Below are 19,960 nucleotides of genomic sequence, written 5' to 3' on the forward strand. Positions count from 1 at the left end.
TGCACTTAGCTTCGGGTGTCGGTCGCAGTCGTCTTGCCCCTCGTCGTCTCGATCGCCGTCGTCGCCGTCCTGGTCGCTCGCCGCCACTTCTCGGGGTCGGCCGACAGCGGAACAATTTCGGTCTCGACCGGGACGTTCGGTCGGGCCTCACGGTAGCGCCGGACGACCGCGGTTCCCCGGTCCGGGGGCGACGAGGCTCGAATTCGCGTCAGCGTGACCGAACTGTAGATCGGATTGATGCCAATCTGCGGGTCGTACTGCCGCACGTCGGCCACCACGCGACCGCCGTCCTGCACGACCGACTGCGGCCAGAAGTAGTCGAGTGCGTCGAACGACGACCGGACCGCGAGCAGATACGACCGGTCGAAGTCGGTCGCCCGGACGAACTCCGAGAAGACCGACTCCGCGCCGGCGAACGCGCTCGCGGCGTCCGGTTCCGTAATCAGCGCTCCGCCGGGGTCCGGAAGACCGACCGCCTCCTCGCGCAGGTCCCGGCCGCGGACTCGGACGGACTCGAACTGCGTGTCGTTCGGCGGCGCGAACGTCACGACCGGATGGCGCTCGCGGCCGTCGAACGCGAAATCCGACTCGACAACCGTGGTCTCCACCCGCGAGGCGTCGGCGGCCGGCACGCGCACGAGGAGCGTCGAGACGCCCGAACCGAACTCCGCCCTGTCTCGGTCCCGGAGGAAGGCGACGACGCGAGGCGGCGACGACGCGCGATTCACGAACTCGAAGTCGAGACCGTGCGACGACGATTCGACTTCGGCCTGCACCGCGAGTATCGCGGTCGTCTCGAAGTCGGTATCGGCGACGAACCGCCGGACGGTTTCGGGGTCTTGCCCGGCGACGTCGCCGGGAACCGACGACGCGTCGAGTCCGTCGGCGTCGCCCTCGCCGTCGAGGACGTGACCGTAGTACCACGTTCCGGCATCGGCGACGCCCCACCCGAAGACGGGCGCTCGATGGACGAACTCGACCGCGGTGGCGTTCGCAGTCCGAGTCGCCTCGGTGGTCTCCCCAATGGTCGTCCGCGCGTCGGTCGAGTGACGGGTCGTCCGGGGGGTCGATTTCGTCGTCCGAGTCGTCTGCGTCGTGGTCTCCTCGCGTCCGGAACACCCGGCGAGCGCGCCGGCGACGCCGAGGAGACCCGTCCGGAGGAGGGCGCGGCGAGAGGGCGGCATGTTCGGCGCACTGTTCAGGAGCGTGAAATCTCTTGTCCTCTCCGTTCGCGTCGGGTTCAGTCGGGTCTGCCGGTCGGGTCGCCGGTTCCGTTCAGACGGGCCGCTCGTCGCCCGCGGTGCCGATGAGGACCGCGCTCCCCGCCAGTCCGAGGACCGCGACCGCACCCGACGCCTGCGAGAAGACGTCGAGACCGCCGACCGCGGTCGCTCCGAAGAGGAGTGCGCCCGCGACGACGAGTAGCGCCACGCCCGCCCAGAACTGTCGTTCGTTCGTTGCCATACGCGCGATTTCGACGGCGTTCGGCTTGGGTCCACTCGCGGACATGTTCGGCGCAACCGCGCGAACGCCGCTTAAATCTGCAACGAGGCGCGCCGGTCCCGAGACGGCGACGCCGCTCCGGAACTCACGAAACCCAATCGAAAAGTCACCCTGTACCGAATCCACGCACGAATGACGCTTCCCACCGACCTCCCGCGGAGCGAGGAGACCGTCCCGCTCGCGCCCGACGAGTTCGAGACCGTCCGAGAGAACGTGCGAACGGGCGCGAACCGCTGGGTCGGCGCGCTGGTCCGCGCCGGGAACGGCGGCGTCGTCTTCGTCCGGAATCGGTGGAGCGACGGCTGGGTCCTCCCCGGCGGTAACGTAGAAGACGGTGAGTCGCTCCGCGAAGCGGTCGTCCGCGAGGTTCGAGAGGAGACCGGTCTCGACGCGAGCGTCGAGCGAGCGCTGGAAGTGGTCGAGCAGACGTTCGTCGCCGACGAGTCGGTCGAGTCCGAGGAGTCTGCCGACTCGGCAGCGCTCGACGAGGCGACTGCTACCCGTCCCACCGTTTCGGGCGAGTTCGTCGTCTTCGAGGCGCGGGCCGACGACCCCGAACTCGGCGACGACCTCGGGCGCGACGCCGACGAGATAGCCGACGCCGCGTGGTTCGACGCGGTGCCCGACGAGTGCGAACATCGGGCGCTCGTGGCACGACACCGGTGACGCCGTGCCCTGACCCGAAAGCAACGTCACGCCGGAGGCGACGACACGTCTTCAGCGACCGTCGTCCAACTCCTCTGCCTGCTGCCGAACCTCGTCGAGCGCGCGCTCCTGCTGGTCGCGGCTGAACCCGCCGGACTCGGCGTGTCGGCCGCCGTACTGCCACGACGGAATCGCGTCCCAGACCGTCCCGTCCGTCGAACCGTCACCGGACGACCCGCGGGACCGGAGCCAGCCGAGCAGTCGTGCGAACATGCGCTCACGTTCGGATTCCAACACGATAACCGTTCGTCTCGCTCGACCGCGGACTTCAGTTCGGCTCCCGCGACCGTGCGATCACCGCTTCTCAGCGACGAATTCCGGCAGGCGTTCGTCGTATCCCGCTTCTCGGGCCCGCGCGACGAGCGACCGAATCGTCTCGTTCTTCGCGTCCGCGTACGCGCCGACGTCGTCGGGATGCTCGGCGACCGCCGCGCGCTTGGCGGCTTCGTACTCGGCGCGCGTCTCGTGGTCGTCTCGCAGGAATTCGCGGAAGATCAACTGCTCGCGCCACGTCTCGGCGCTCCGCGGTTGGAGGTGGACGACGACCGACTCCGCGCCGGAGTCGGTCCGCGAGCAGACTATCCAGTCGGGGTCGTCGCGCTGGAGGTCGTACTCCTCGGGACCAGCGCGTCCGCGACGCCGCGCGCCGCGTCGTAGTCCTCGAAGACCCCCAGCACGTCCACGACGGGCTTTGCCGGGAGCCCTTCGACCGCGGTGCTTCCGACGTGGAAGACGCCCAGCAACCCCGCTCCGGCGGCTTCCCGGATTCGGTCGCGTACATGCACGAACCGCTACGCGCCACGCCGGGTCGTCGGCCACGAGGTGGAGTCCGGACACATTACCTCTAGCCGAGACGCGCAGGAGAGTCTTGTCCCGCAGAAGTCGCCGACCGCGATTCTCCTCGCCGAGCGGCGCGTACTCGAACCACTCCGCTCGGACCGTCTCCCCGCGCGACCTCGGAAGATGGCATCGACGTGTGCCAGGCCCCAATTCGTATACAGTGAACAGACTGCCAGTAGCTAAGCGACTGTCACCGGCAGTGTGGAAGGGCCGGACAGGAGCATGCTCCCGGTCGGTTCGACGCGGTCGTCGTGCACGGTGACGTCCTCGAACCGGTCGAGGAACACGTCGAGCGCGGTTGTCGTGACGAGACGGGCGAGCGCCGCCCCGAGGCAGTAGTGGGTCCCGTGCCCGAACGCGACGTGGTGAGTCGGTCGCCGACCGAGGTCGAACCGGCCAGGAACGTCGAAGACTGCCGGGTCCCGGTTCGCCGCGGCGAACCAGACACAGAGCTTATCACCCTGTTCCACCGTCACGCCACCGACGTCCGCTTCGGCCACGGCGTATCGACTCGCTGCCTGCACGGGAGAGCGGTACCGGAGCGTCTCTTCGACAGCGGCCCCTACCGCGTCCGCGTCAGACCGGACCGCGTCGAAGACGTCCGCCTCGGCGATCGACCAGACGGCGTTGTCGATGAGATGCGTCGTCGAGAGCCCGCCGAGCAGAACGACGCTCAACAGGTTCCGTCGGTCGGCCAGTGAGAGACCGTCTGCGTTCGCGACGGCCGTCGGTAGACCAGCCCGAGAGCGTTCACCGTTATCGGTAATCATGGCTTCCAGATAGTCGAGAAGCGACGATCGCCGTGTCTCAGCGTCTTCCACGTCGAAAGAAGCAGTCATCGAGAACTTCGTCCATTCGAGAAGCGCGTCCCGATCCGACGACGGGATGTCGAGCAGTTCCGCCAGTGCCGCGACCGTCAGCGGATAAGAAAACGTCGGGACGAGGTCGAACGTAGTATTTCCCCTGGCAGCGGCGCTCTCGAGGGCGTCGTCGAGCAATGCGTCGGCCCGACGCTCGACGAACGGGCGGAGTTCAGTGAGCTCGGAGGGTTTGAACCAGTCGTCGACGATGGACCGAAGTCGGTCGTGACGGGGCGGGTCCGCGTGGAGCATCGAGTCACGGAGGAGCGACCGGCCGTCCGGTTCGACGAAGTCGGGATTGCTGTCCGTCCGTGACGAGAATCGTTCGTGGTCGCTCGCGATCCGCCGCACGGCCTCGTATCCGAAGGCGTCCCAGCAGCCACGCGCGTCGTCCCATCGGACCGGCGCCTGCTCATGCATCCGGGCGTAGAAGTTCCCCGGCCGGATCTGGTCGTTCGGGTCCGACAGTTCCGGCGGGAACGCGTCTAACGGCGTGGTAGCCATTGCGGACGAATCACTATCTCACGTAGCAAAAGCCTTCGTATTCTATCATTTCGCCACGGTAAACTCGGCGTACAGTAGCCGGGATCAACAACAGGACCGTGCCGACTGCATCCACTGGATGTAGCGATTCGGAACGGGACTGCAACGGTACTGGACTGCAATCAGATGATGTTACAGTAGATCGACGATTGACACTCCGCTCCAGTATGTCGCGGCCCAATTCAGTATAGCGGAAAGCAGTTTATGAGTTGCGTCTGAGACGCCCTTAGTGTTATGATTTTTACTTATATTCTAACGTATGTATATTCGCTCCCCGAAGATCGACGGCTCAGCCTGTCGAACTCGGGACGCTCGGAGACCGTCCTCGTTCCTTCGGATGGCGATTTACGCTCACGCTGCTTCTCGGCCGGTTCGTTGAGCGCCCGTCGTCACGGGGAACGATGGGAGTCACGCTTGGAGGTCCCCGGCGACGTCCGACACGGTTCGTCAGCGGTACGTAGCCGAGTCGTACTTCCCTCTCAACCTGGCCGGTCGTCCGTGTCCTCGGGTGAGACGAACTTCGACGCCACATCGAGATACGGACGCGAGTCGGCCGTCGGTACCCGTCGTCGATGATTTAGCGAAGTTGCGCCTGAAAGCAGATTTACTACAGAAGCGTAACACTTCGTGCCAAGAAACGATGAAACTCGGGAATCGATCTCTCAGTCCGGTGGTCGGGGTCGCACTGTTAGTCGTCGTGGTTGTCGCGCTCGCGGTGGTCCTGTTGGGGCGGTCAGCGGCGTCCGGTTGTCCGGGACCGCACCGCAAGCCGCGACGACCGTCGGGTTCGAGGCGACGTTCGACCAACAGACCGGGACGACCGACCAGTACATGCTCCTGCACCACGAGGACGGCGAGACCCTCGACTCACAGAACCTGAAGGTCGTCGTCCGCGCCGGCGACGAGCGAGTCGTGAACCCCGAGGTCGAGACCAGTGGGGACCTCTCGGGCGGCGGCGCGACGAAGTTCAACCTCACCGACGCCGACCTCTGCTCGTCGAACGCCGACGAAGCGACCGTGGACGTCTACCACAAACCGACCGGGAAACCCATCGCCGAGGAGACCGTCCGCATCGTGCGAAACGCCTCCTTCGACGTGGTAGACAACGCAGTCAAGTCCGACACTCCCTACGAGGCGACGGTGACGATTCCGGGGAGCGGGTACGCGACGCTCGAAAGCCACACCGGGACCGACTACTACCTCTATCGGCCCATCGAGTCGCGCATCGTCGTCGCGGGACCCGACACTGCACGCACCCTGACGCCGTTCCCCGACGGCGACCCCGACGACTCGCTCACCGACACCACCGCCGACGACGTGAACAACCCGGTCTACTCGTTCCCGATAACCTACGAGACCGACCGCATCCCCAGGGGGCAAGCGTCACCGTCGAGATGAAGTCCTACGTCTTCGACGGCGACACCTCGAAGATTATCGGCGAAGGCTCGACGCGCTCGTACTCGGGTACTCGGTACGAGGAGGCCCACGTCCCCCTGGACAATCCCAAACGCGTCGTCGACAGTAGCGACCCGAGCGAGGAGAACGTCGAGATTCTCCGCGACGGCGACGCCGTTCCGACGTGGGGTCGGTCGAGTCCCCATCAGGACGACTTGCAGGCCCTCCTCCAGCACAGGATCGACGCGAACGGAAACCTCGACCTCTCGGACAACGAGTTCGTCGCCGTCTACGAACTGAACGAGCAGTCCACCAGCGGCGATTTCAACGACGCGGTGGCAATCATCGAACTCGACCCGATTCCGACCTACGAGGAGACCGACGAGGGACACACGCTCGCCTGCGGGAACTGAGTTCGGCCACCGTCGTTTCGCCGGGAGCGTCGTGCCGACTGAAATCGAGCGACCGCATCCCCCGACCAACGTGTCTGAATCCCGATTACTCTATCGACAACGCCAGGGAAACAGTGAGTGAACGGGCGACGAAATGACAATTTTCCATCTTCACTGCAAGCCCGTCTTCGGGGCGCAACCCCAGAGGGGTCGCCGGCCGGAGAACGCCTTCGAAAAACGCGACTATTTTGTCACTGTTATTCGCGGAAACGGAATCGAGATTCCGACTCGGAAACTGGTGAGAGAGGCGACGGGACACGCCTAATTAGAGATACGAGTGTGGTACTGCATCCCTGGCTTGACAGTCATAGATTCACAAATAACTTGGTTTCACCGCGATTAGAGCGGCCTATTTTCGTGAATAAGGTTGTTTATTCTGGAGTCTGGGTTACTTTGAAGATGGTGGGGTGAGTCGCCCCGAACATGGCCAGCGAGGAGAACGTCGATACGACTCGCAAATCCGTCAAGACGTTCGTGCCAGCGTATCAGAAAGACGAGTGGAAACGACACGCCGACGAACTCGACATGAGCCAGAGCGAGTTCGTCCGGACGATGGTGCAGGCGGGGCGGCGCGACTTCGAGATCGAGTCGGTCGAGGCGTCGTCCGTAGACACCGACCCCGAGAGCGCCGACGCCGACGACGCTCCCGACTCGACGGGTGAGAACGCTGCCGATTCACCCGACACCGCCGATTCGACCGGCGGCGACGACTTGGACGAACACGTCCTCTCGGTCCTCTCAACCTCGGACCACCTCTCGTGGGACGAGCTACTGGACGAACTCACCAACAGCATCGAGGACAGACTGGAGGAGACGCTCCAGCGACTCCAGCGAGACAACTGCGTCCAGTACAGCGGTCGTCGCGGTGGCTACACGCTCGTCGCGGGGAACGATGGCGACTGAGCAGAGCGCCCAAGACGGGCAAATCGCCGACCCGATAGCCTACTTCCTGCAGGACATGGTGTATCACGGGAAGACCGAGCGAACGCGCGACGCCTACGAGCGCGTCCTCCGGGAGTTCGAGACGTTTCTGCAGACTCCCGACGAGAACCCGATGGGCGTCGAGAAGTCCGTCGCCGAGGCGACCCGCCGGGACTGCATGGCGTGGATTCACGCGCTCCGCGGCCGGGCGGCCGAGAGTACGGTCGCCACGTACGCCTCCTATCTCCACCGGTTCTACGCCTACATGAATCAGGTCGGCGAGTTCGACGCGAACCCGATGGCGCTCGTGGTCGAGGAGATGGACGAGCGCATCGACACGAACCCGACGCGACGCGACATCTCGGTCGAAGCGATGCGGACCTTCGTCGCCGACGTGACCCACCCGCTCGACCGAGCCATCGTCGTCACGCTCCTGAAGACGGGGATGCGGGCGGGCGAACTCTGCAACCTCGACCTCCGGGACCTCTCGCTGTCGGGGCTCGACCACGCGACGCGCCCCCAACTCGACGGGAAACCGGACTCGATGTACGTCCCGCCGGAACCGACCGTCGGCGAGTCGTACAACGGCGAGGAGCGGTCGGCCTCGAACAAGCGCAAGCGCGAGACGGTCGTTCCCATCGACGACGAACTGGAGCGCACGCTGAAACGTTGGCTCGCCGTGCGGCCCGACCCGATATCGTCTGCCGGCCCGCTGTTCACGACGACGAGGGAGAACTGGGGTCGGCGGGTCACCCCGGCCATCGTCCACCACGTCGTCACGAACCACGCCAGCGACCACGGCTGGCACCGACAGGGCGGGGACGCCGCGGAGAACGTGACGCCCCACTACTTCCGGCACTTCTTCACGACGCACTTGCGCGACAGAACCGGCGACCGGGGCATCGTGAAGTACCTTCGCGGAGACGTGGCCGAGGACATCATCGACACCTACACACACAACTGGGGAGACAGGGTTCGAGAGGTGTACGAAGCGAACATCTATAGATTCTTCTAAACATGTATAATTTTTAATAAATTCTATACAGATATACTATTCGGGTCCTCGGAACTAGTTCTACAGTTCAAACGATATCGAAGGTCTGAACGTTTCTATACCCAGTCAAGTTAGCACGGCCCGACTTGAACCAGAGAGAGTGAGCGTTGATTCTCTCACGAGGGATGATCTGCAAAGGACCGGCGCGATGCAGCACTGGAGTAGCTGGCTTCTGATTCGATTGAGATGTTGTTCGGACAATCACCGCCGAAAAAAGGAGGAAGACGAGAGCGAACCTACACCGTGGCTCGTGTCTATCCGCGAGTGTTGAACGAGATCTCGAACGCCTCGCACGTACAGTTCGTCGGTGCTGTCGTTTTTCCGTCCGGATTCACGGAGTGTCCGCAGCCACCATTCGAGGCGTACCCCTTGTCGTAGTAGGTCGTCACCATCGGCGTCGTGTCCGCGTTGTAGTCGATTTCGCCCAGAGAGTGCTCGTTGTTGTCCGGCCCGAGCATACTCTTCACACTACTTATACTTGAATCGATAAACGGGTGGAACGTCTCCTGAATGGCAACGTTGCGGTAGTGAGCGCCATCACCGGTCGACGATCCCACGACTGCCTCCGTTTCAGTGGCAAATGCGTTCTCGTCCCACTCGCCTGAATCGGCCAGCCCGCCGTTGAAATTTGTACTAATCCCGAGGTGACATCCAGTTCCGCTTGTTTCGAGCCACGCCCAGTCCTCGAAGTTGGATTTGAACGTCGAACGGTCCGGATCGCTGAGATTCGGATGATCGTACTTCGTCGTGATGGAGTACGTGCCCAAACTGTCGCCCGGGGTGTACGTGATTACGTCGTCAAGTGCGTCCGAGAGCGCCGTGTATGCCGCGTCCGCGAGATAGTCGGCTGATGACGTATTCGGGTAGAGATAGACGTTGATATCCGCCATTACGCCGTCACCTCCGGAACGTCAACGTGTCGTTTGTACACTGCGAACAACTCCGGTTTGACTGCTGCGTCGAGACCGTAGATCCGCGGCAATGCCGTCACCGCGGACGCGTCTCGTGTAACCGTCTCCTCACCGTCGAGTGTCACGCTGACCTCGCTCGTTGCGGGCGTCGAAAAGACGCGGGGGGACGTCTTCGTCTTTCCGGGGTCCAGTTCAACCGTCTCGGAGAATACGGTCTGTGGAACGCCGTCCGTCAACTGCGCCTTGATTTGGAACGTGTGGGCCTCTTCCGTCGTGTTCCGTACCTTGATGTCCGGTAGAAGCCGATTCGGTTCTCCCTTTCCAGCGAGTGAAGTCTGGGACGTCAGAGCGAACCCTGACATACCTGCGGCCGTCTTCAGCACTTTCCGCCGATTCGTCGACATCCGATTTTTATCTTACATCAATTATATATTATAGGGTATAAATATAAATATTATGGAAAATATTATTAACTTAATTTAAAAGCAATAATGAGATTTTATCTTGGAGAACACTCTAACTACTAAATAATCGCGGTAGAACCATCTCTACCTATCGAAGTGACCGTATGATCGTCCCTCCCTGAAACGACGTGGCCCGTCAAAAGAACTTTATCCGGACGTAACAGACTAAATAATGTGGGTTCAGCCAAAGAAGAAAAGGGGCGAGTTAGTTTAATGACGGACAGGGTCTGGCTCGTCGGAGCACTGGTGTTTCTTACCGGTATCGGACGGATACTGAATCTCCTCGTCGCTCAATCACACCCCGTCGGTCTCGCCGACGCGATTACGCCAACTACTCTGCTGTGGCTCGTTGGTGGGCTTTTGATTGTCTTACTCGGTATAAAATTACATGGCAAGTAGTTAGGACCGCGTCGTTTCGAGGTTTTGATAGCCAAGGATTACAGAGTTAGTAAATCGCCATCGCCGTTTCGGTCTCGGCGCGCGCGAACAACTCTTTGACCCGGTCTGCGACCTCCCCGCTCTCCTCGTAGTTCTCCATCAGGACCGTCTCGCTCGGGAACAGTTCCTCGCCCACGACGAGACCGTGTTCGCGCGCGGTCGAACCGGTCACGGTGAGGTAGACGCCCGCGCCGGTGTCGGCGATGGCGGCCTCCTCTTCCTCGTCCTCGTCGGGGTACGCGAAGTCGAAGGTCTCGCTGTTGCGCGTGCCGACGACCGCCTCCACGAGGCGCTCGTAGCGCGGCGAGATGCAGAGTTCGCCCTCGTAGTCGCGCAGGAACTCGCGGGTCGGTCGGTCGCCCTGCGGGAGGATCTCGGGTGTCGCCATCAGCGTGTGGTACACCGTGTCGCCCATGCCCGCGACGACGCGGACGTCGGTGTCGTGGGGGTCGATGCGGGCGTTCACGTCGGCGATGCGCGTGAGGGGGTCCGGACGCAGTTCCACGACCTCCTCCAGCACGAGGTCGGCGCTGTCGAATCCGAGCGCGAAGTCGTGCTTGCGCAGCGACCGGAACGGCTCCTCGCGGCCGACCAGTCGGAGCGTCACGTCGCCCGCGGGCACGTCCACGCTGTCGAAGACGATGCGCCGGGGCTTGCCCGCCCGGTCGTCGCGCAGGAGCGTGAAGTCGGGCTTCGTGGGGTCAGCGAGGTGGCTGTACTCGGCGAGTCGGTCGTAAGCGTCCCGCTCGGGCGTCTGGTTGCCCTTCGTGACGGCCTTCTCGTAACGGAGCGTCGAGATTATCTCGTCGGCGACTCCTTCGGCGTCGGCCTCCGCGGCGACTCGTTGGAGGACGGCTTCCAACGGCCGCCCCTTGCGCGGCACTGCGACCGCAATCGTGTCGGTCATTGTTCGCATAATGGAGAACCGGGAGTAAACCCGTTGCGCTTCGCGTTACGGGATATCAGGTCTCACTCGCTGGCGACGCCGCGGAAGTCGAATCGCGCGCCGCCCTCGTCGCCCTCGCCGACGTGGATGCGCCAGTCGTGGGCCTCCGCGATGCGCCGGACGATGGCCAGTCCGAATCCGGTCCCCTCCGGACACGTCGAGTAACCGCCCTCGAAGACGAGTTCGCGGTCCTCGGCCGGGATGCCCGGCCCGTCGTCGGCGACGAAGAACCCGTCCTCGCTCGCACCCACGACCACCGTCTCGCCGCCGTGTTCCGCGGCGTTCCGGAACAGGTTCTCGAAGAGCGCGCGGAGTCGGCGGGCGTCCGAGACGATTCGGCGGTCGGTCTCGACCCGGAGGTCCATCTCGGGCGTCTCGACGGTGCCCCACGCCTCCTCGGCGACGACGCGCAGGCTGACCGGCGAGGGGTCGGCCACCGTCTCGCCACGCCGCGAGAGCGCCAGCACCTCCTCGATGAGTCGCTCCATCCGGTCGTGGGCGCGCTCGACCGCCTCGAAGTGGCGCCGTTCGCCGGTCTCGCGGGCGAGTTCGAGGTGGCCCTGCGCGACGTTCATCGGGTTCCGGAGGTCGTGGGAGACGATACTGGCGAACTCGTCGAGTCTGTTGCGCTGTTCGGCGAGTTGCTCGGTGCGCCGCCGGAGTCGGCCGTGGTAGACCCCGAGCAGACCGCCGCCGAGCGTCCCCACGGCGACCTTCGTCAGCACGACCGACGCGGGTTGGAGCATCCGGCGACCCTCCACCGACTGGAGGAGCGAGACCCAGCCGGCGAGCAGTCCCATGACGACGCCGCCGGCCAGACTCCACAGGAAGACGACGCCGACGAACTCCGCGGAGAATTCGCCCGTCCGAAGCCAGACGCCGAGCGCGACGACGAACAGCGAGAGCGCCACGGGGATAGCGAACCGGACGAACTCCGCAGACAGTAGCTCCCCGCCGACGACGAAGTAGCTCGCAGAGACGGCCAGCAGACTCCCGCCGAGCCCGGCGACGGACCACCGCTTCAGCGGAACGGCGTACCGGGACACCGCCGACGCGTCAATGCGAGATACCATAAACGGAGTCCTGAATTAGTTACCGAACACGTCGCTAATGCGGTCGCGCCACTCCTGGATGCCTGCGATTTCGTCGCGGATGTCCTCGATGTCCGCCTCGACGCTCTCGACGCGCGACGTGAGGTTCTCCTCCAGCGCGTCGAGGTCGTCGGACAGCGAGGCGACCTCTTCGGAGACGGTCTCCACGCCGTCGGCCACGTCGTCTACCTCGTCGAGTCGCTCGTTGACGCCCCGTAGCTCCTCGGTGACGGTTTCGAGTTCGTCGCTCACCGAGGTCACGTCCTCGGTGTTCGCCCCGACGAGGTCTTCGAGGTCGTTGAGTTGCGTTTCGAGCGCCTCGACTTCCTCGCCGAAGTCGCCCGCGTCTTCGAGTTCCGCTTCGAGGGCCTCGACCTCCTCTCGGAGACCGTCGAGGGCTTCGATGTCCGATTCGAGCGCTTCCAACTCCGCGACGTCCTCCCGGAGCGTCTCCAGTTCGTCCACCTCGCCCCGGAGCGACTCCAACTCGTCTACGTCCTCGCGGAGGCGCTCGATTTCGGCGACCTCCTCGCGCAGGTCGTCGAGCGCGTCCATCTCGCTCCCCATCGCTTCCACGTCGCCGCCGAGGTCGGTCACGTCGGCTTCGAGGTCCGAGACGTCCTCGCGGAAGTCGGCCTTGAACTCGCGGAGGTCGCTCCGCAGGTCGTTCTCCACGTCGCGGAGGTCGCTCTCCACGCGGTCGAGGTCCGCCTCGAAGCCGTCGAGGTCAGACGCGACCTCGCCGAGGTCTTCGTCCACGCTCTCGACGCGCTCGTCGGTCGCCTCGGTGTCGGCCCGGATGGCCTGCACTTCGTCCTCGAAGGCGCGCACGTCGGCCCGAACCTGGGCGATGTCGTCCTCGAAGTCGCCGAAGATGTCCTCGGCGACGCCGTTCTCGTCGATGAACTCCTCCAGCGCCTCGGTGTACGCCGAGAGGTCCTCGACGCGCGACTGGAGGTGACGGATGCGGACGTTGGTGCTCTCGGGGGTGGCCACGTCCAACTCGCTCTGGATGGCTTTCAGGTCCTGGTCGGAGACCTCTCCGGCGCGAATCTCGTCGGCGAGCGCAGCGGCGACGCTCCCCGGACTCGGCGGCGAGGGTTCGGCCTCCGCGGTCGCCGTCTCGTCGGCGACTTCGGAGGGTCGCGCCGACTCCGACCCGTCGCTTTCGTCGGTCACCTCGTCGGACTCGTCGGGTTCCTCGCCCGACTCGTCGCTCGCAGACTCGTCCACCGATTCGCTCTCGTCCGCCGCTGGTCCGTCGTCTACTGGCGTCGCTCCCTCGTCCGCAGCGTCCGAGTCGTCCACGGTCTGGTCGTCACCTTCGCCGGTCGCGCCCTCGTCGCCGAGGTCCAGTGCGTCGTCGGCGTCTCCGTCGGCCGGAATTTCGTCGCCCGCTTCCGCTGTCGCAGTCTCCTCGTCGGCCGTCTCGTCGGCGACCTCGGAGTCCGGTTCGAGGAAGCTCTCGTCGTCCGCGTCCGCCGATTCGTCCGGAGAGTCGTCCTCGCCGACCGCGAGCGGGTCGTCTTCCGCTCCGCCAGCCAGCGGGTCGTCTTCGGCGCCCGCCTCGGCGAGCGGGTCCTCGTCGCCGACCGCGAGCGGGTCGTCCTCGTCGTCCAGTCCGAGGTCCTCCTCGCCGGCTACCACGTCGCGGACGAGTTGGCTGTCCTCCTCGGAAACGATGTCCGTGATGGTGTTGCCGTCGGGTCCGCCGACCTCGCCGTCGAGGTCCGACTCGCCCGCGTCGTCGGCGTCGGTCTCGCCCACCGGGTCGGCGTTCGAGTCGTCGGACGTGCCCGAGTCGATGCCGACCGGCGCGACCTCCTCGATGGCCGGCGTGCCGAGGAACGTCGAGGGGTCGTCGTCGTCCGCGAGTCGGACGCCGTAGACCGTCACCAGTTCCTCGCCGGGGTCTAACTCGCGCTCGAACTGGACGCGGTGGTCCTTGTACGCGGTCCAGTTGTCGTTCTCGTAGTCCGGGTGAAACCCGACGTTGTCCATCGGGAACTCCTCGGGGATGTCGTCGGCGAGTCGCAACGTCACGCGCTCCTCCCGTTCCGAGCGAACGACGAACTTGATAGCGGGGACCGCGAACTCGTCGCCCTCGAACGACTTCTCCACGACGACGCCGCTCTCGCTCGCCGTCACCACCTCGGTCATGCTGTCACTCATACGGTTCACATCCCACAATGGGCATATAAATCACACGCCGTTACCGGTGAAATCCCGCCCTTAGCGTGGGCGGGGTGTACCTATTTGACTACTCGGGTGCTACCGACGACCATGTTACTCGCGGGAACCTACGATGGCGTCTACCGGACCGACGGGCCGCGCTTCGAGTCGGCCGAACGAGTACTCGACTCGGGACGAGTTATGCGCGTCCGGCGCTTCGACGGCCGGGACGGCGTGTTCGCCACCACGAAGTCCGGGCTGTACCGCTCGACGGACGGCGGCGACTCGTGGACGAATCTGGACGTGCCGCGCGAAGAGGTGTACTCGGTGCTGGGCGACCCCGCGGGCGAGCGCCTATACGCGGGGACTCACCCCGCGCACCTCTACGTCTCCGAAGACGACGGAGGTGAGCGAACCGACGGTTCGCGAACGTCGTCGGACGTGTCCGACGGAAAGTCGTGGCGGGAGCTAGAGGGGTTGCAGGACCTGCCGTCGCGCGACCAGTGGCACACGCCGCGCCACCGCGACGAGGCCCACGTCCGGAGTCTCGGCGCACACCCCGACGCCCCCGACCGCGTAATCGCGGGCGTCGAAGTCGGCGGCGTCCACGTCAGCGACGACCGCGGTGAGACGTGGACCGAGCGGCGGTCCGGCGTCCACGACGACGTCCACCACGTCCTCGTGCGCGGGCCGGACCACTACGTCGCCTCCTGCGGCGGCGGTCTCTATCGAACCCGCGACGCGGGCGAGAGTTGGGTCCGACTGGACGACGGCGCGGACCACACCTACTTCCGGGAGGCGTTCGCCCACGACGGCACCCTGTACGCGGCGGCCGCGCGCTCCTCGCCGGGGACGTGGAGCGGCGAGCGCGGCGCGGACGCCGCGCTCTTCGAGTCCGAGAACGACGGCGACACCCTCGACGCGGTGACGTATCCGGGCGACCCCGAGGAGGTCGTCCTCTCGTGGACCGCCGACGACGACGGACGCGTCGTCGCGGGCACGAACGACGGCGGCGTCGTCTTCCGGTCGTCGGGCGAGTGGGTCGAGGGCGGCCGGATGCCCGCGGGCGTGGCGTCGCTCTGCTGGCTGTAGCGGCGGCTCCTCGGCAATTGGGTCGGCTCTGCTTGAGTTGGCACAGCCCTCTCTCAGGTTAGTCGGACTGTCGGTCCGGGTACGTCGCCCGCGACCGCGCGAGGCGTCCGGGCGGGGTTCGCCCCGGCTTCGGATGTAAATCCTCGCGCCCCGGCGAGGGATTCGATAACGTTCGACGGTCAGTCGCCGCGTTCCGCCCGAAAATCGAGGGGCGACCTCAAACGTCCACGCGGTCGCCGATTTCTACGATTTCCAACTTCCGGGGGTACTCGAAGCTCCGAACGTGGTCGTGGAGCGCGGTCGGGTCCGCGGTCAGGCCCTTCCACATGTCCCAGTGGCTCGGCAGGAAACGGTCGAACCGGAGGTCGCTCGCGGCCTCGACCGCCTGATTCTCGTCGTTGTACCAGCGCGTGCGCATCGGTTCGCGGGTCTCCTTGTCGGGAATCCGGCCGACGCTCCCGAACGCCAGCACGCCGAGGTCCACGTCGTACTCCTCGCCGATTCGGGCGAACTCGTCGCTGGGCTTGGTGTCGCCGCCGTGGAAGAAGGTTCGGCCGTCGTACTCCACGACGTAACTGACCGGGTGGGTCGCGTCGGGGTCGTGGGCCGGTTCGACCGAGACGGTGAACGCGCCGACCTCGAAGGTGTCGCCCTCCGCGACTTCTTCGAGTTGGTCCTCGTCCACGTCCCACTCGTCGGTCCAGTTCTCCTCGGCGCGGGCGACCGCGAGGCTGTCGTCGGGCGCGTAGAAGGTCGCGCCGGTCGATTCGAGGATGGGCGCTTGGCTCGGGCCGTGGACGTGGTCGGTGTGTTCGTGGGTGGCCAGCACGGCGTCGGCCTCCGTTACGTCCGCGGGGTCGAACGGCACCGGCACCATCCGAATCGTGCGCGGCGGGTCGCCCAAACCGAGATAGGGGTCGATGTAGAGCGTCGTGTCCCCGGCCTTGAGAACGAAGCCGTTACAGCCGAGGTACCAGACCGCGATGCCCTCCGGGTCGGCGTCTTCGACCGCGCGGGGGAGCCAGTCTCCCCAGTCGCTGTGGATTGCCATGTCGCTCAGTGGGCCGCAAAAAGAGGTAAGTGTTGTTCTTCGCGGCGAGGGTCGCGCTCAGAGGCTCCGCAGTCGGACGTAGTCGTCGTCGATTTCGGCGATGCGGTCGGGTTCGACCGAGTACGCGTCGTCGTCGTGGCCCTCCCACCCGAGTCGGGTCTTGACGCGCTGTGCGAGTCCGGGGTTCGGGTCCACGTACAGCATGTTCGCGTCCTCGTCTACCTCGGTGACGACGCCGACCTTCTCGTCGTTGGCGTCCCGCACGTCCTTGCCCACGTCGTGGTCGTCCAGCGTGACCGCCTCGTTTTCGACCATCGTCTCGTCGTCCAGCGTCTCCTCGCTCGCGCCGGCGACGCTCTCGTCGTGGGTCGGTTCGTCGCCCATCGCGGTGTCGGTCTCGGCTGCGGTGGTCTCGTCGGTCGTCGCGGTCGTCTCGTCCGTGGCGGCCGCTTCCTCCTCCGTGACCGTCTCGTCCTGCGCGATGCTCTCCTCGACGGTCCCGGTCCGCTCGGTCTCCGCGCCGGTCGTGACGCCCGCGACGGCGGTCTCGTCGCGGTCTATCGCCACGCCTTCGACGCTCGTGCGCTCGCCCTCGCCGGCCTCGTCCACGGCGTCCGAACCGACGAGCATGCTCTCGACGAGAACGGACTCGATAGTCTCGCTGCTCACAAGTTCCTCGTCGGCGAACTCGAAGGTGAGTCGCTTGCGGTCCACGATTTCGTCCGTGACGAGACGGCGCTCGTAGAGGTGCGTCTCGATGACGCCCTCGTCGGTGAACTCGCTCTCGACGTGGCCGCCCTCGATGACGTCCTCGGTCGCTATCTGGCCACCGAGGAGGTCGCTCTGGAGGATGTTGCGCTGGACGCCTTCGATGTCCACGCGGCTCTCCATCGTGTCCGACTCTACCGTCTCGGTCTCCTCGACGTCGTGGTCCACGACCCGGCTCTCGACGGTCATGCGCTCGATAATCTCGCGCGTGACCTCGCGGGTCTCGTCCACGTCCACGATGACGACCTCGCGCTCGGTCACGTCGATTTCCTCCACGTCGTCCTCCCACGCGGTACCCTCGCTGTCCTCGACGATGGCGACGCTCTCGTTCGCTTCCGTCTCGTCCCCGATGTGCATCCCGGTGATTTCGCGCCGGATCAGCTCGGTTTCGATAACTTCGTCGCGGACGATTTCGCTCCCGACGACCTCGCTCTCGATGGTCTCGGTCTCACGGACCGTCTTCTCGATGACCTTCGTCTCGGTGATTTCGGTCTCGACGGTCTCGCCTTCGAGCAGGGCCTGCTCGACCTCCTCGTCTTCGAGCGTGGCGCGCTCGATGGCCTCGGTCCGGTCCACGAACTCGAACTGCTCGCGGCCCTCGCTCGGCCGGTCACCGTGCCGGACCAGCGCGAGTTCGTTCTCCTCGAGGTGGTCGTGGAACTCGTCCCAGTCGGTCTCCTCGACGTTCTCGTCCGAGTCGCCCTCGGGATAGTGGACGTACGGTTCTCGTTCGCCCGACTCGCTCGTCCGATAGGCGGGCTTCGACCCGCTCTCCTCTATCCACGACCGAATCGTGTCTCTGTCTGTCGTTACGTTCGTTTCGCCGCCGCGGTCTCGGTCCGTATCGGTAGTTCTGTCGTCTGTCATAATCCCCACCGTAAGAGAAGTCGGGACCAGCGAACTTAGGTCTCGTTGCCAAATTTCGTAGACGAACGCAGAGACGACTCTTCGGAGGTGAAAAGTATCGTCTCGACCGCCGCGGTCGAACCGGAAAAACGAGGTGCCCTCAGTCCTCGCAGCAACCGCTCGCTTGGTCGCCGAAATCGACCGCCAGCGGCTCCGAGATGGCCGTGTTGAGCGATTCGAGCCGCTGTTCGAGCGCCTCCTGAGCTTGGAGGTACTCGTCCATCACCGGCAGGGAGTGCAGTTCCTGCTGGGTCTCGCGGATCTTCTGGACGTCCTCTTGGGTGGCCTCGCCGGTCTGGCGCGCGAGCATGAACTCCTGGCGCATCTGCTCGAACTCCTGGACCTTCTCCTGGGCCTCGTCGTCCTGCTCGACGGCTTCCTTGGTCTCCTCGAAGCGCTGGTACTCGGGAGTCTGCGTGATAGCCTCGCCGAGTTCGCCCGCGAGTTCTTCGACGCGGGAGAGTTCCGTCGCCTCGCCGTCGGCCTCGGTTTCGATGCTCATGTACGGGTTCGTTGGGACTGTGGAGTTTTCAACTTGCCGGATGCGTTGCCAATCGTCGTAGACCACGACCGCGGTCCCCGCCGGCCGCCGTCACTCGACGGTCGCGCGGAGGAGCGACCCTTCGGTCTGGTGAATCGTGTTGGCGTTTGGTGGGAACCGACGACGTTCTGTGGGGCGAAACGAAGCACGATCGAAACGCGGCCTGTCGCAGAACACCGTCCTTAAACGTCCTCACCGACAAACCCACTTCCATGAGCCAAGACAGCGAGTACAGCGAGGGAGACCTCCGAAACACCGGCATGTCCCTCAAGCACGACCGGGAGTGGGACTACGAACTCGACCGCATCGTGGAAGCGGTCGAGGAGCGCGACGCCACCAAGGTCGGGCTACAGTTCCCCGAGGGGTTGAAGCGCCGCGGGCCGCAGGTCGCCGACGACATCCGCGCGCTGGTCCCCGACGACGTGACCGTGATGATTTCGGGCCAGCCCTGTTACGGGGCCTGCGACCTCGACACCTTCCTGATGAAGCGGACCGACGTGTTCGTCCACTTCGGCCACTCGCCGATGAAGAACACGGACAAGGTCATCTACGTCCCGCTGTTCTCGAACGTGGACGTGTTCCCAATCATGGAGGAGTCGCTAGAGGAACTCCCCGACCCGGAGGCGTCCGACGAGCGACCGAGCGTCGGTCTCGTCACGACCGCCCAGCACATGAACCGCTTCGAGGAGATGAAATCGTGGCTCGACGAGCGCGGTTTCGACGTTCGCACTCGGAAGGGCGACGACCGCCTCACTCACGAGGGGCAGGTGCTGGGCTGTAACTACGCCAGCGCCGACATCGACGCCGACCACGTGCTGTACGTCGGCGGCGGGAAGTTCCACCCGCTCGGTCTCGCGATGGAGCATCCCGACAAGAAGGTCGTCATCGGCGACCCCGTGAACAACGTCGTCACGGTCGCGGACACGGAGAAGTTCCTGAAACAGCGCTACGCCTCGGTCCACAAGGCGATGGACGCCGAGAAGTGGGGCGTCATCTTCTGCACGAAGATCGGACAGGGCCGCTGGGAGCAGGCCGAGGAGATTCTGGAGGACAACGACGACGCCTACCTCATCACGATGGACGAGGTGACGCCCGACCGCCTCCGGAACTTCGACATGGACGCGTTCGTGAACACCGGTTGTCCGCGCATCACGACCGACGACGGCCCGCAGTTCCACAAGCCGATGCTCACGCCCGGCGAGTACGAAATCGCCGTGGGCAACAAACCGCTGGACGAGCTGAGTTTCGACACGTTCCACGGGACGTGGTGAGGGCGGTCTCCCCCAGTTTTTATTCTCCTCCGCGCG

At 64.9% G+C, this 19,960-nt stretch carries 21 protein-coding genes and 1 pseudogene; 8 read left to right on the forward strand and 14 right to left on the reverse strand.

Translation table 11 applies throughout. The annotated features are described in order from the left end of the window. Nucleotides 1–5 precede the first annotated feature (5 nt). Complete coding sequence (locus M0R88_RS14905; protein ID WP_248654287.1) at nt 6–1,184, reverse strand: hypothetical protein; 1,179 nt, start codon at nt 1,182–1,184, stop codon at nt 6–8. A gap of 91 nt (nt 1,185–1,275) precedes the next feature. Then, nucleotides 1,276–1,509: a hypothetical protein gene (locus M0R88_RS14910; RefSeq protein ID WP_248654288.1), complete on the reverse strand. Its 234-nt coding sequence runs from the start codon at nt 1,507–1,509 to the stop codon at nt 1,276–1,278. A 126-nt stretch (nt 1,510–1,635) separates the two neighbouring features. Here M0R88_RS14910 and M0R88_RS14915 point away from each other — a divergent pair, with 126 nt between their 5' ends. Continuing rightward, nucleotides 1,636–2,169, forward strand: a complete 534-nt coding sequence (locus M0R88_RS14915; RefSeq protein WP_248654289.1) for an NUDIX hydrolase — start codon at nt 1,636–1,638, stop codon at nt 2,167–2,169. Nucleotides 2,170–2,220: 51 nt separating this feature from the next. Here M0R88_RS14915 and M0R88_RS14920 read toward each other — a convergent pair whose 3' ends face one another. From M0R88_RS14920 to M0R88_RS14930, 4 genes are all read right to left on the reverse strand, one after another. Beyond that, the gene (locus M0R88_RS14920) at nt 2,221–2,421 is read right to left on the reverse strand and encodes a hypothetical protein (RefSeq protein WP_248654290.1); all 201 of its coding nucleotides are present in this window, start codon (nt 2,419–2,421) and stop codon (nt 2,221–2,223) included. Between the two features lie 81 nt (nt 2,422–2,502). After that, a complete protein-coding gene (locus tag M0R88_RS18675) occupies nt 2,503–2,790 on the reverse strand; it encodes a GrpB family protein (protein WP_256468588.1) in 288 nt (95 codons plus the stop codon). Beyond that, nucleotides 2,787–2,993 (reverse strand): GrpB family protein, encoded by a 207-nt coding sequence (locus tag M0R88_RS18680; RefSeq protein ID WP_256468566.1) that lies wholly within the window; start codon nt 2,991–2,993, stop codon nt 2,787–2,789. The genes M0R88_RS18675 and M0R88_RS18680 overlap by 4 nt, the downstream gene beginning before the upstream one ends. Nucleotides 2,994–3,227: 234 nt before the next feature. Further along, complete coding sequence (locus M0R88_RS14930) at nt 3,228–4,412, reverse strand: cytochrome P450 (RefSeq protein WP_248654291.1); 1,185 nt, start codon at nt 4,410–4,412, stop codon at nt 3,228–3,230. A gap of 679 nt (nt 4,413–5,091) precedes the next feature. Between M0R88_RS14930 and M0R88_RS18765 the strand changes: the two are divergent. The 5 genes and pseudogenes from M0R88_RS18765 to M0R88_RS14950 form a co-directional block, all read left to right on the forward strand. Next, nucleotides 5,092–5,166, forward strand: a pseudogene (locus tag M0R88_RS18765) (archaellin/type IV pilin N-terminal domain-containing protein); the annotation flags it as partial. Between the two features lie 32 nt (nt 5,167–5,198). Further along, on the forward strand, nt 5,199–5,849 hold the full coding sequence (locus M0R88_RS14935) for a hypothetical protein (RefSeq protein WP_248654292.1): 651 nt from the start codon (nt 5,199–5,201) through the stop codon (nt 5,847–5,849). Further along, a complete protein-coding gene (locus M0R88_RS14940; RefSeq protein WP_248654293.1) occupies nt 5,846–6,259 on the forward strand; it encodes a hypothetical protein in 414 nt (137 codons plus the stop codon). The genes M0R88_RS14935 and M0R88_RS14940 overlap by 4 nt, the downstream gene beginning before the upstream one ends. A 462-nt stretch (nt 6,260–6,721) precedes the next feature. Continuing rightward, on the forward strand, nt 6,722–7,201 hold the full coding sequence (locus M0R88_RS14945; protein ID WP_248654294.1) for a DUF5805 domain-containing protein: 480 nt from the start codon (nt 6,722–6,724) through the stop codon (nt 7,199–7,201). After that, complete coding sequence (locus M0R88_RS14950) at nt 7,191–8,234, forward strand: tyrosine-type recombinase/integrase (RefSeq protein WP_248654295.1); 1,044 nt, start codon at nt 7,191–7,193, stop codon at nt 8,232–8,234. Before M0R88_RS14945 ends, M0R88_RS14950 begins: the two co-directional genes overlap by 11 nt. A gap of 293 nt (nt 8,235–8,527) precedes the next feature. Here M0R88_RS14950 and M0R88_RS14955 read toward each other — a convergent pair whose 3' ends face one another. From M0R88_RS14955 to M0R88_RS14975, 5 genes are all read right to left on the reverse strand, one after another. Further along, nucleotides 8,528–9,163: a hypothetical protein gene (locus M0R88_RS14955; protein ID WP_248654296.1), complete on the reverse strand. Its 636-nt coding sequence runs from the start codon at nt 9,161–9,163 to the stop codon at nt 8,528–8,530. Continuing rightward, nucleotides 9,163–9,567 (reverse strand): Ig-like domain-containing protein, encoded by a 405-nt coding sequence (locus M0R88_RS14960; RefSeq protein ID WP_248654297.1) that lies wholly within the window; start codon nt 9,565–9,567, stop codon nt 9,163–9,165. The genes M0R88_RS14955 and M0R88_RS14960 overlap by 1 nt, the downstream gene beginning before the upstream one ends. Before the next feature lie 526 nt (nt 9,568–10,093). Beyond that, complete coding sequence (locus tag M0R88_RS14965) at nt 10,094–10,993, reverse strand: phosphoribosyltransferase HisG-related protein (protein WP_248654298.1); 900 nt, start codon at nt 10,991–10,993, stop codon at nt 10,094–10,096. A gap of 62 nt (nt 10,994–11,055) precedes the next feature. Next, entirely contained in the window at nt 11,056–12,105 is a 1,050-nt protein-coding gene (locus M0R88_RS14970; protein WP_248654299.1) for a sensor histidine kinase, read from the reverse strand. Between the two features lie 15 nt (nt 12,106–12,120). After that, nucleotides 12,121–14,295: an AAA family ATPase gene (locus tag M0R88_RS14975; protein WP_248654300.1), complete on the reverse strand. Its 2,175-nt coding sequence runs from the start codon at nt 14,293–14,295 to the stop codon at nt 12,121–12,123. A gap of 111 nt (nt 14,296–14,406) precedes the next feature. Here M0R88_RS14975 and M0R88_RS14980 point away from each other — a divergent pair, with 111 nt between their 5' ends. Next, nucleotides 14,407–15,387, forward strand: coding sequence for a WD40/YVTN/BNR-like repeat-containing protein (locus tag M0R88_RS14980; protein WP_248654301.1), 981 nt, complete (start codon nt 14,407–14,409; stop codon nt 15,385–15,387). A 217-nt stretch (nt 15,388–15,604) separates the two neighbouring features. Here M0R88_RS14980 and M0R88_RS14985 read toward each other — a convergent pair whose 3' ends face one another. The 3 genes from M0R88_RS14985 to M0R88_RS14995 form a co-directional block, all read right to left on the reverse strand. Further along, nucleotides 15,605–16,438: an MBL fold metallo-hydrolase gene (locus M0R88_RS14985; protein WP_248654302.1), complete on the reverse strand. Its 834-nt coding sequence runs from the start codon at nt 16,436–16,438 to the stop codon at nt 15,605–15,607. A 57-nt stretch (nt 16,439–16,495) separates the two neighbouring features. Then, the gene (locus tag M0R88_RS14990; RefSeq protein ID WP_248654303.1) at nt 16,496–18,073 is read right to left on the reverse strand and encodes a DUF8593 domain-containing protein; all 1,578 of its coding nucleotides are present in this window, start codon (nt 18,071–18,073) and stop codon (nt 16,496–16,498) included. Nucleotides 18,074–18,212: 139 nt separating this feature from the next. After that, the gene (locus M0R88_RS14995) at nt 18,213–18,614 is read right to left on the reverse strand and encodes a YlbF/YmcA family competence regulator (RefSeq protein WP_248654304.1); all 402 of its coding nucleotides are present in this window, start codon (nt 18,612–18,614) and stop codon (nt 18,213–18,215) included. 251 nt (nt 18,615–18,865) lie between these two features. Here M0R88_RS14995 and dph2 point away from each other — a divergent pair, with 251 nt between their 5' ends. Continuing rightward, entirely contained in the window at nt 18,866–19,924 is a 1,059-nt protein-coding gene (gene dph2, locus M0R88_RS15000; protein ID WP_248654305.1) for a diphthamide biosynthesis enzyme Dph2, read from the forward strand. Nucleotides 19,925–19,960 lie beyond the last annotated feature (36 nt).

The sequence above is a fragment of the Halorussus gelatinilyticus genome (assembly GCF_023238445.1).
In the GTDB taxonomy this organism is placed as follows: domain Archaea; phylum Halobacteriota; class Halobacteria; order Halobacteriales; family Haladaptataceae; genus Halorussus; species Halorussus gelatinilyticus.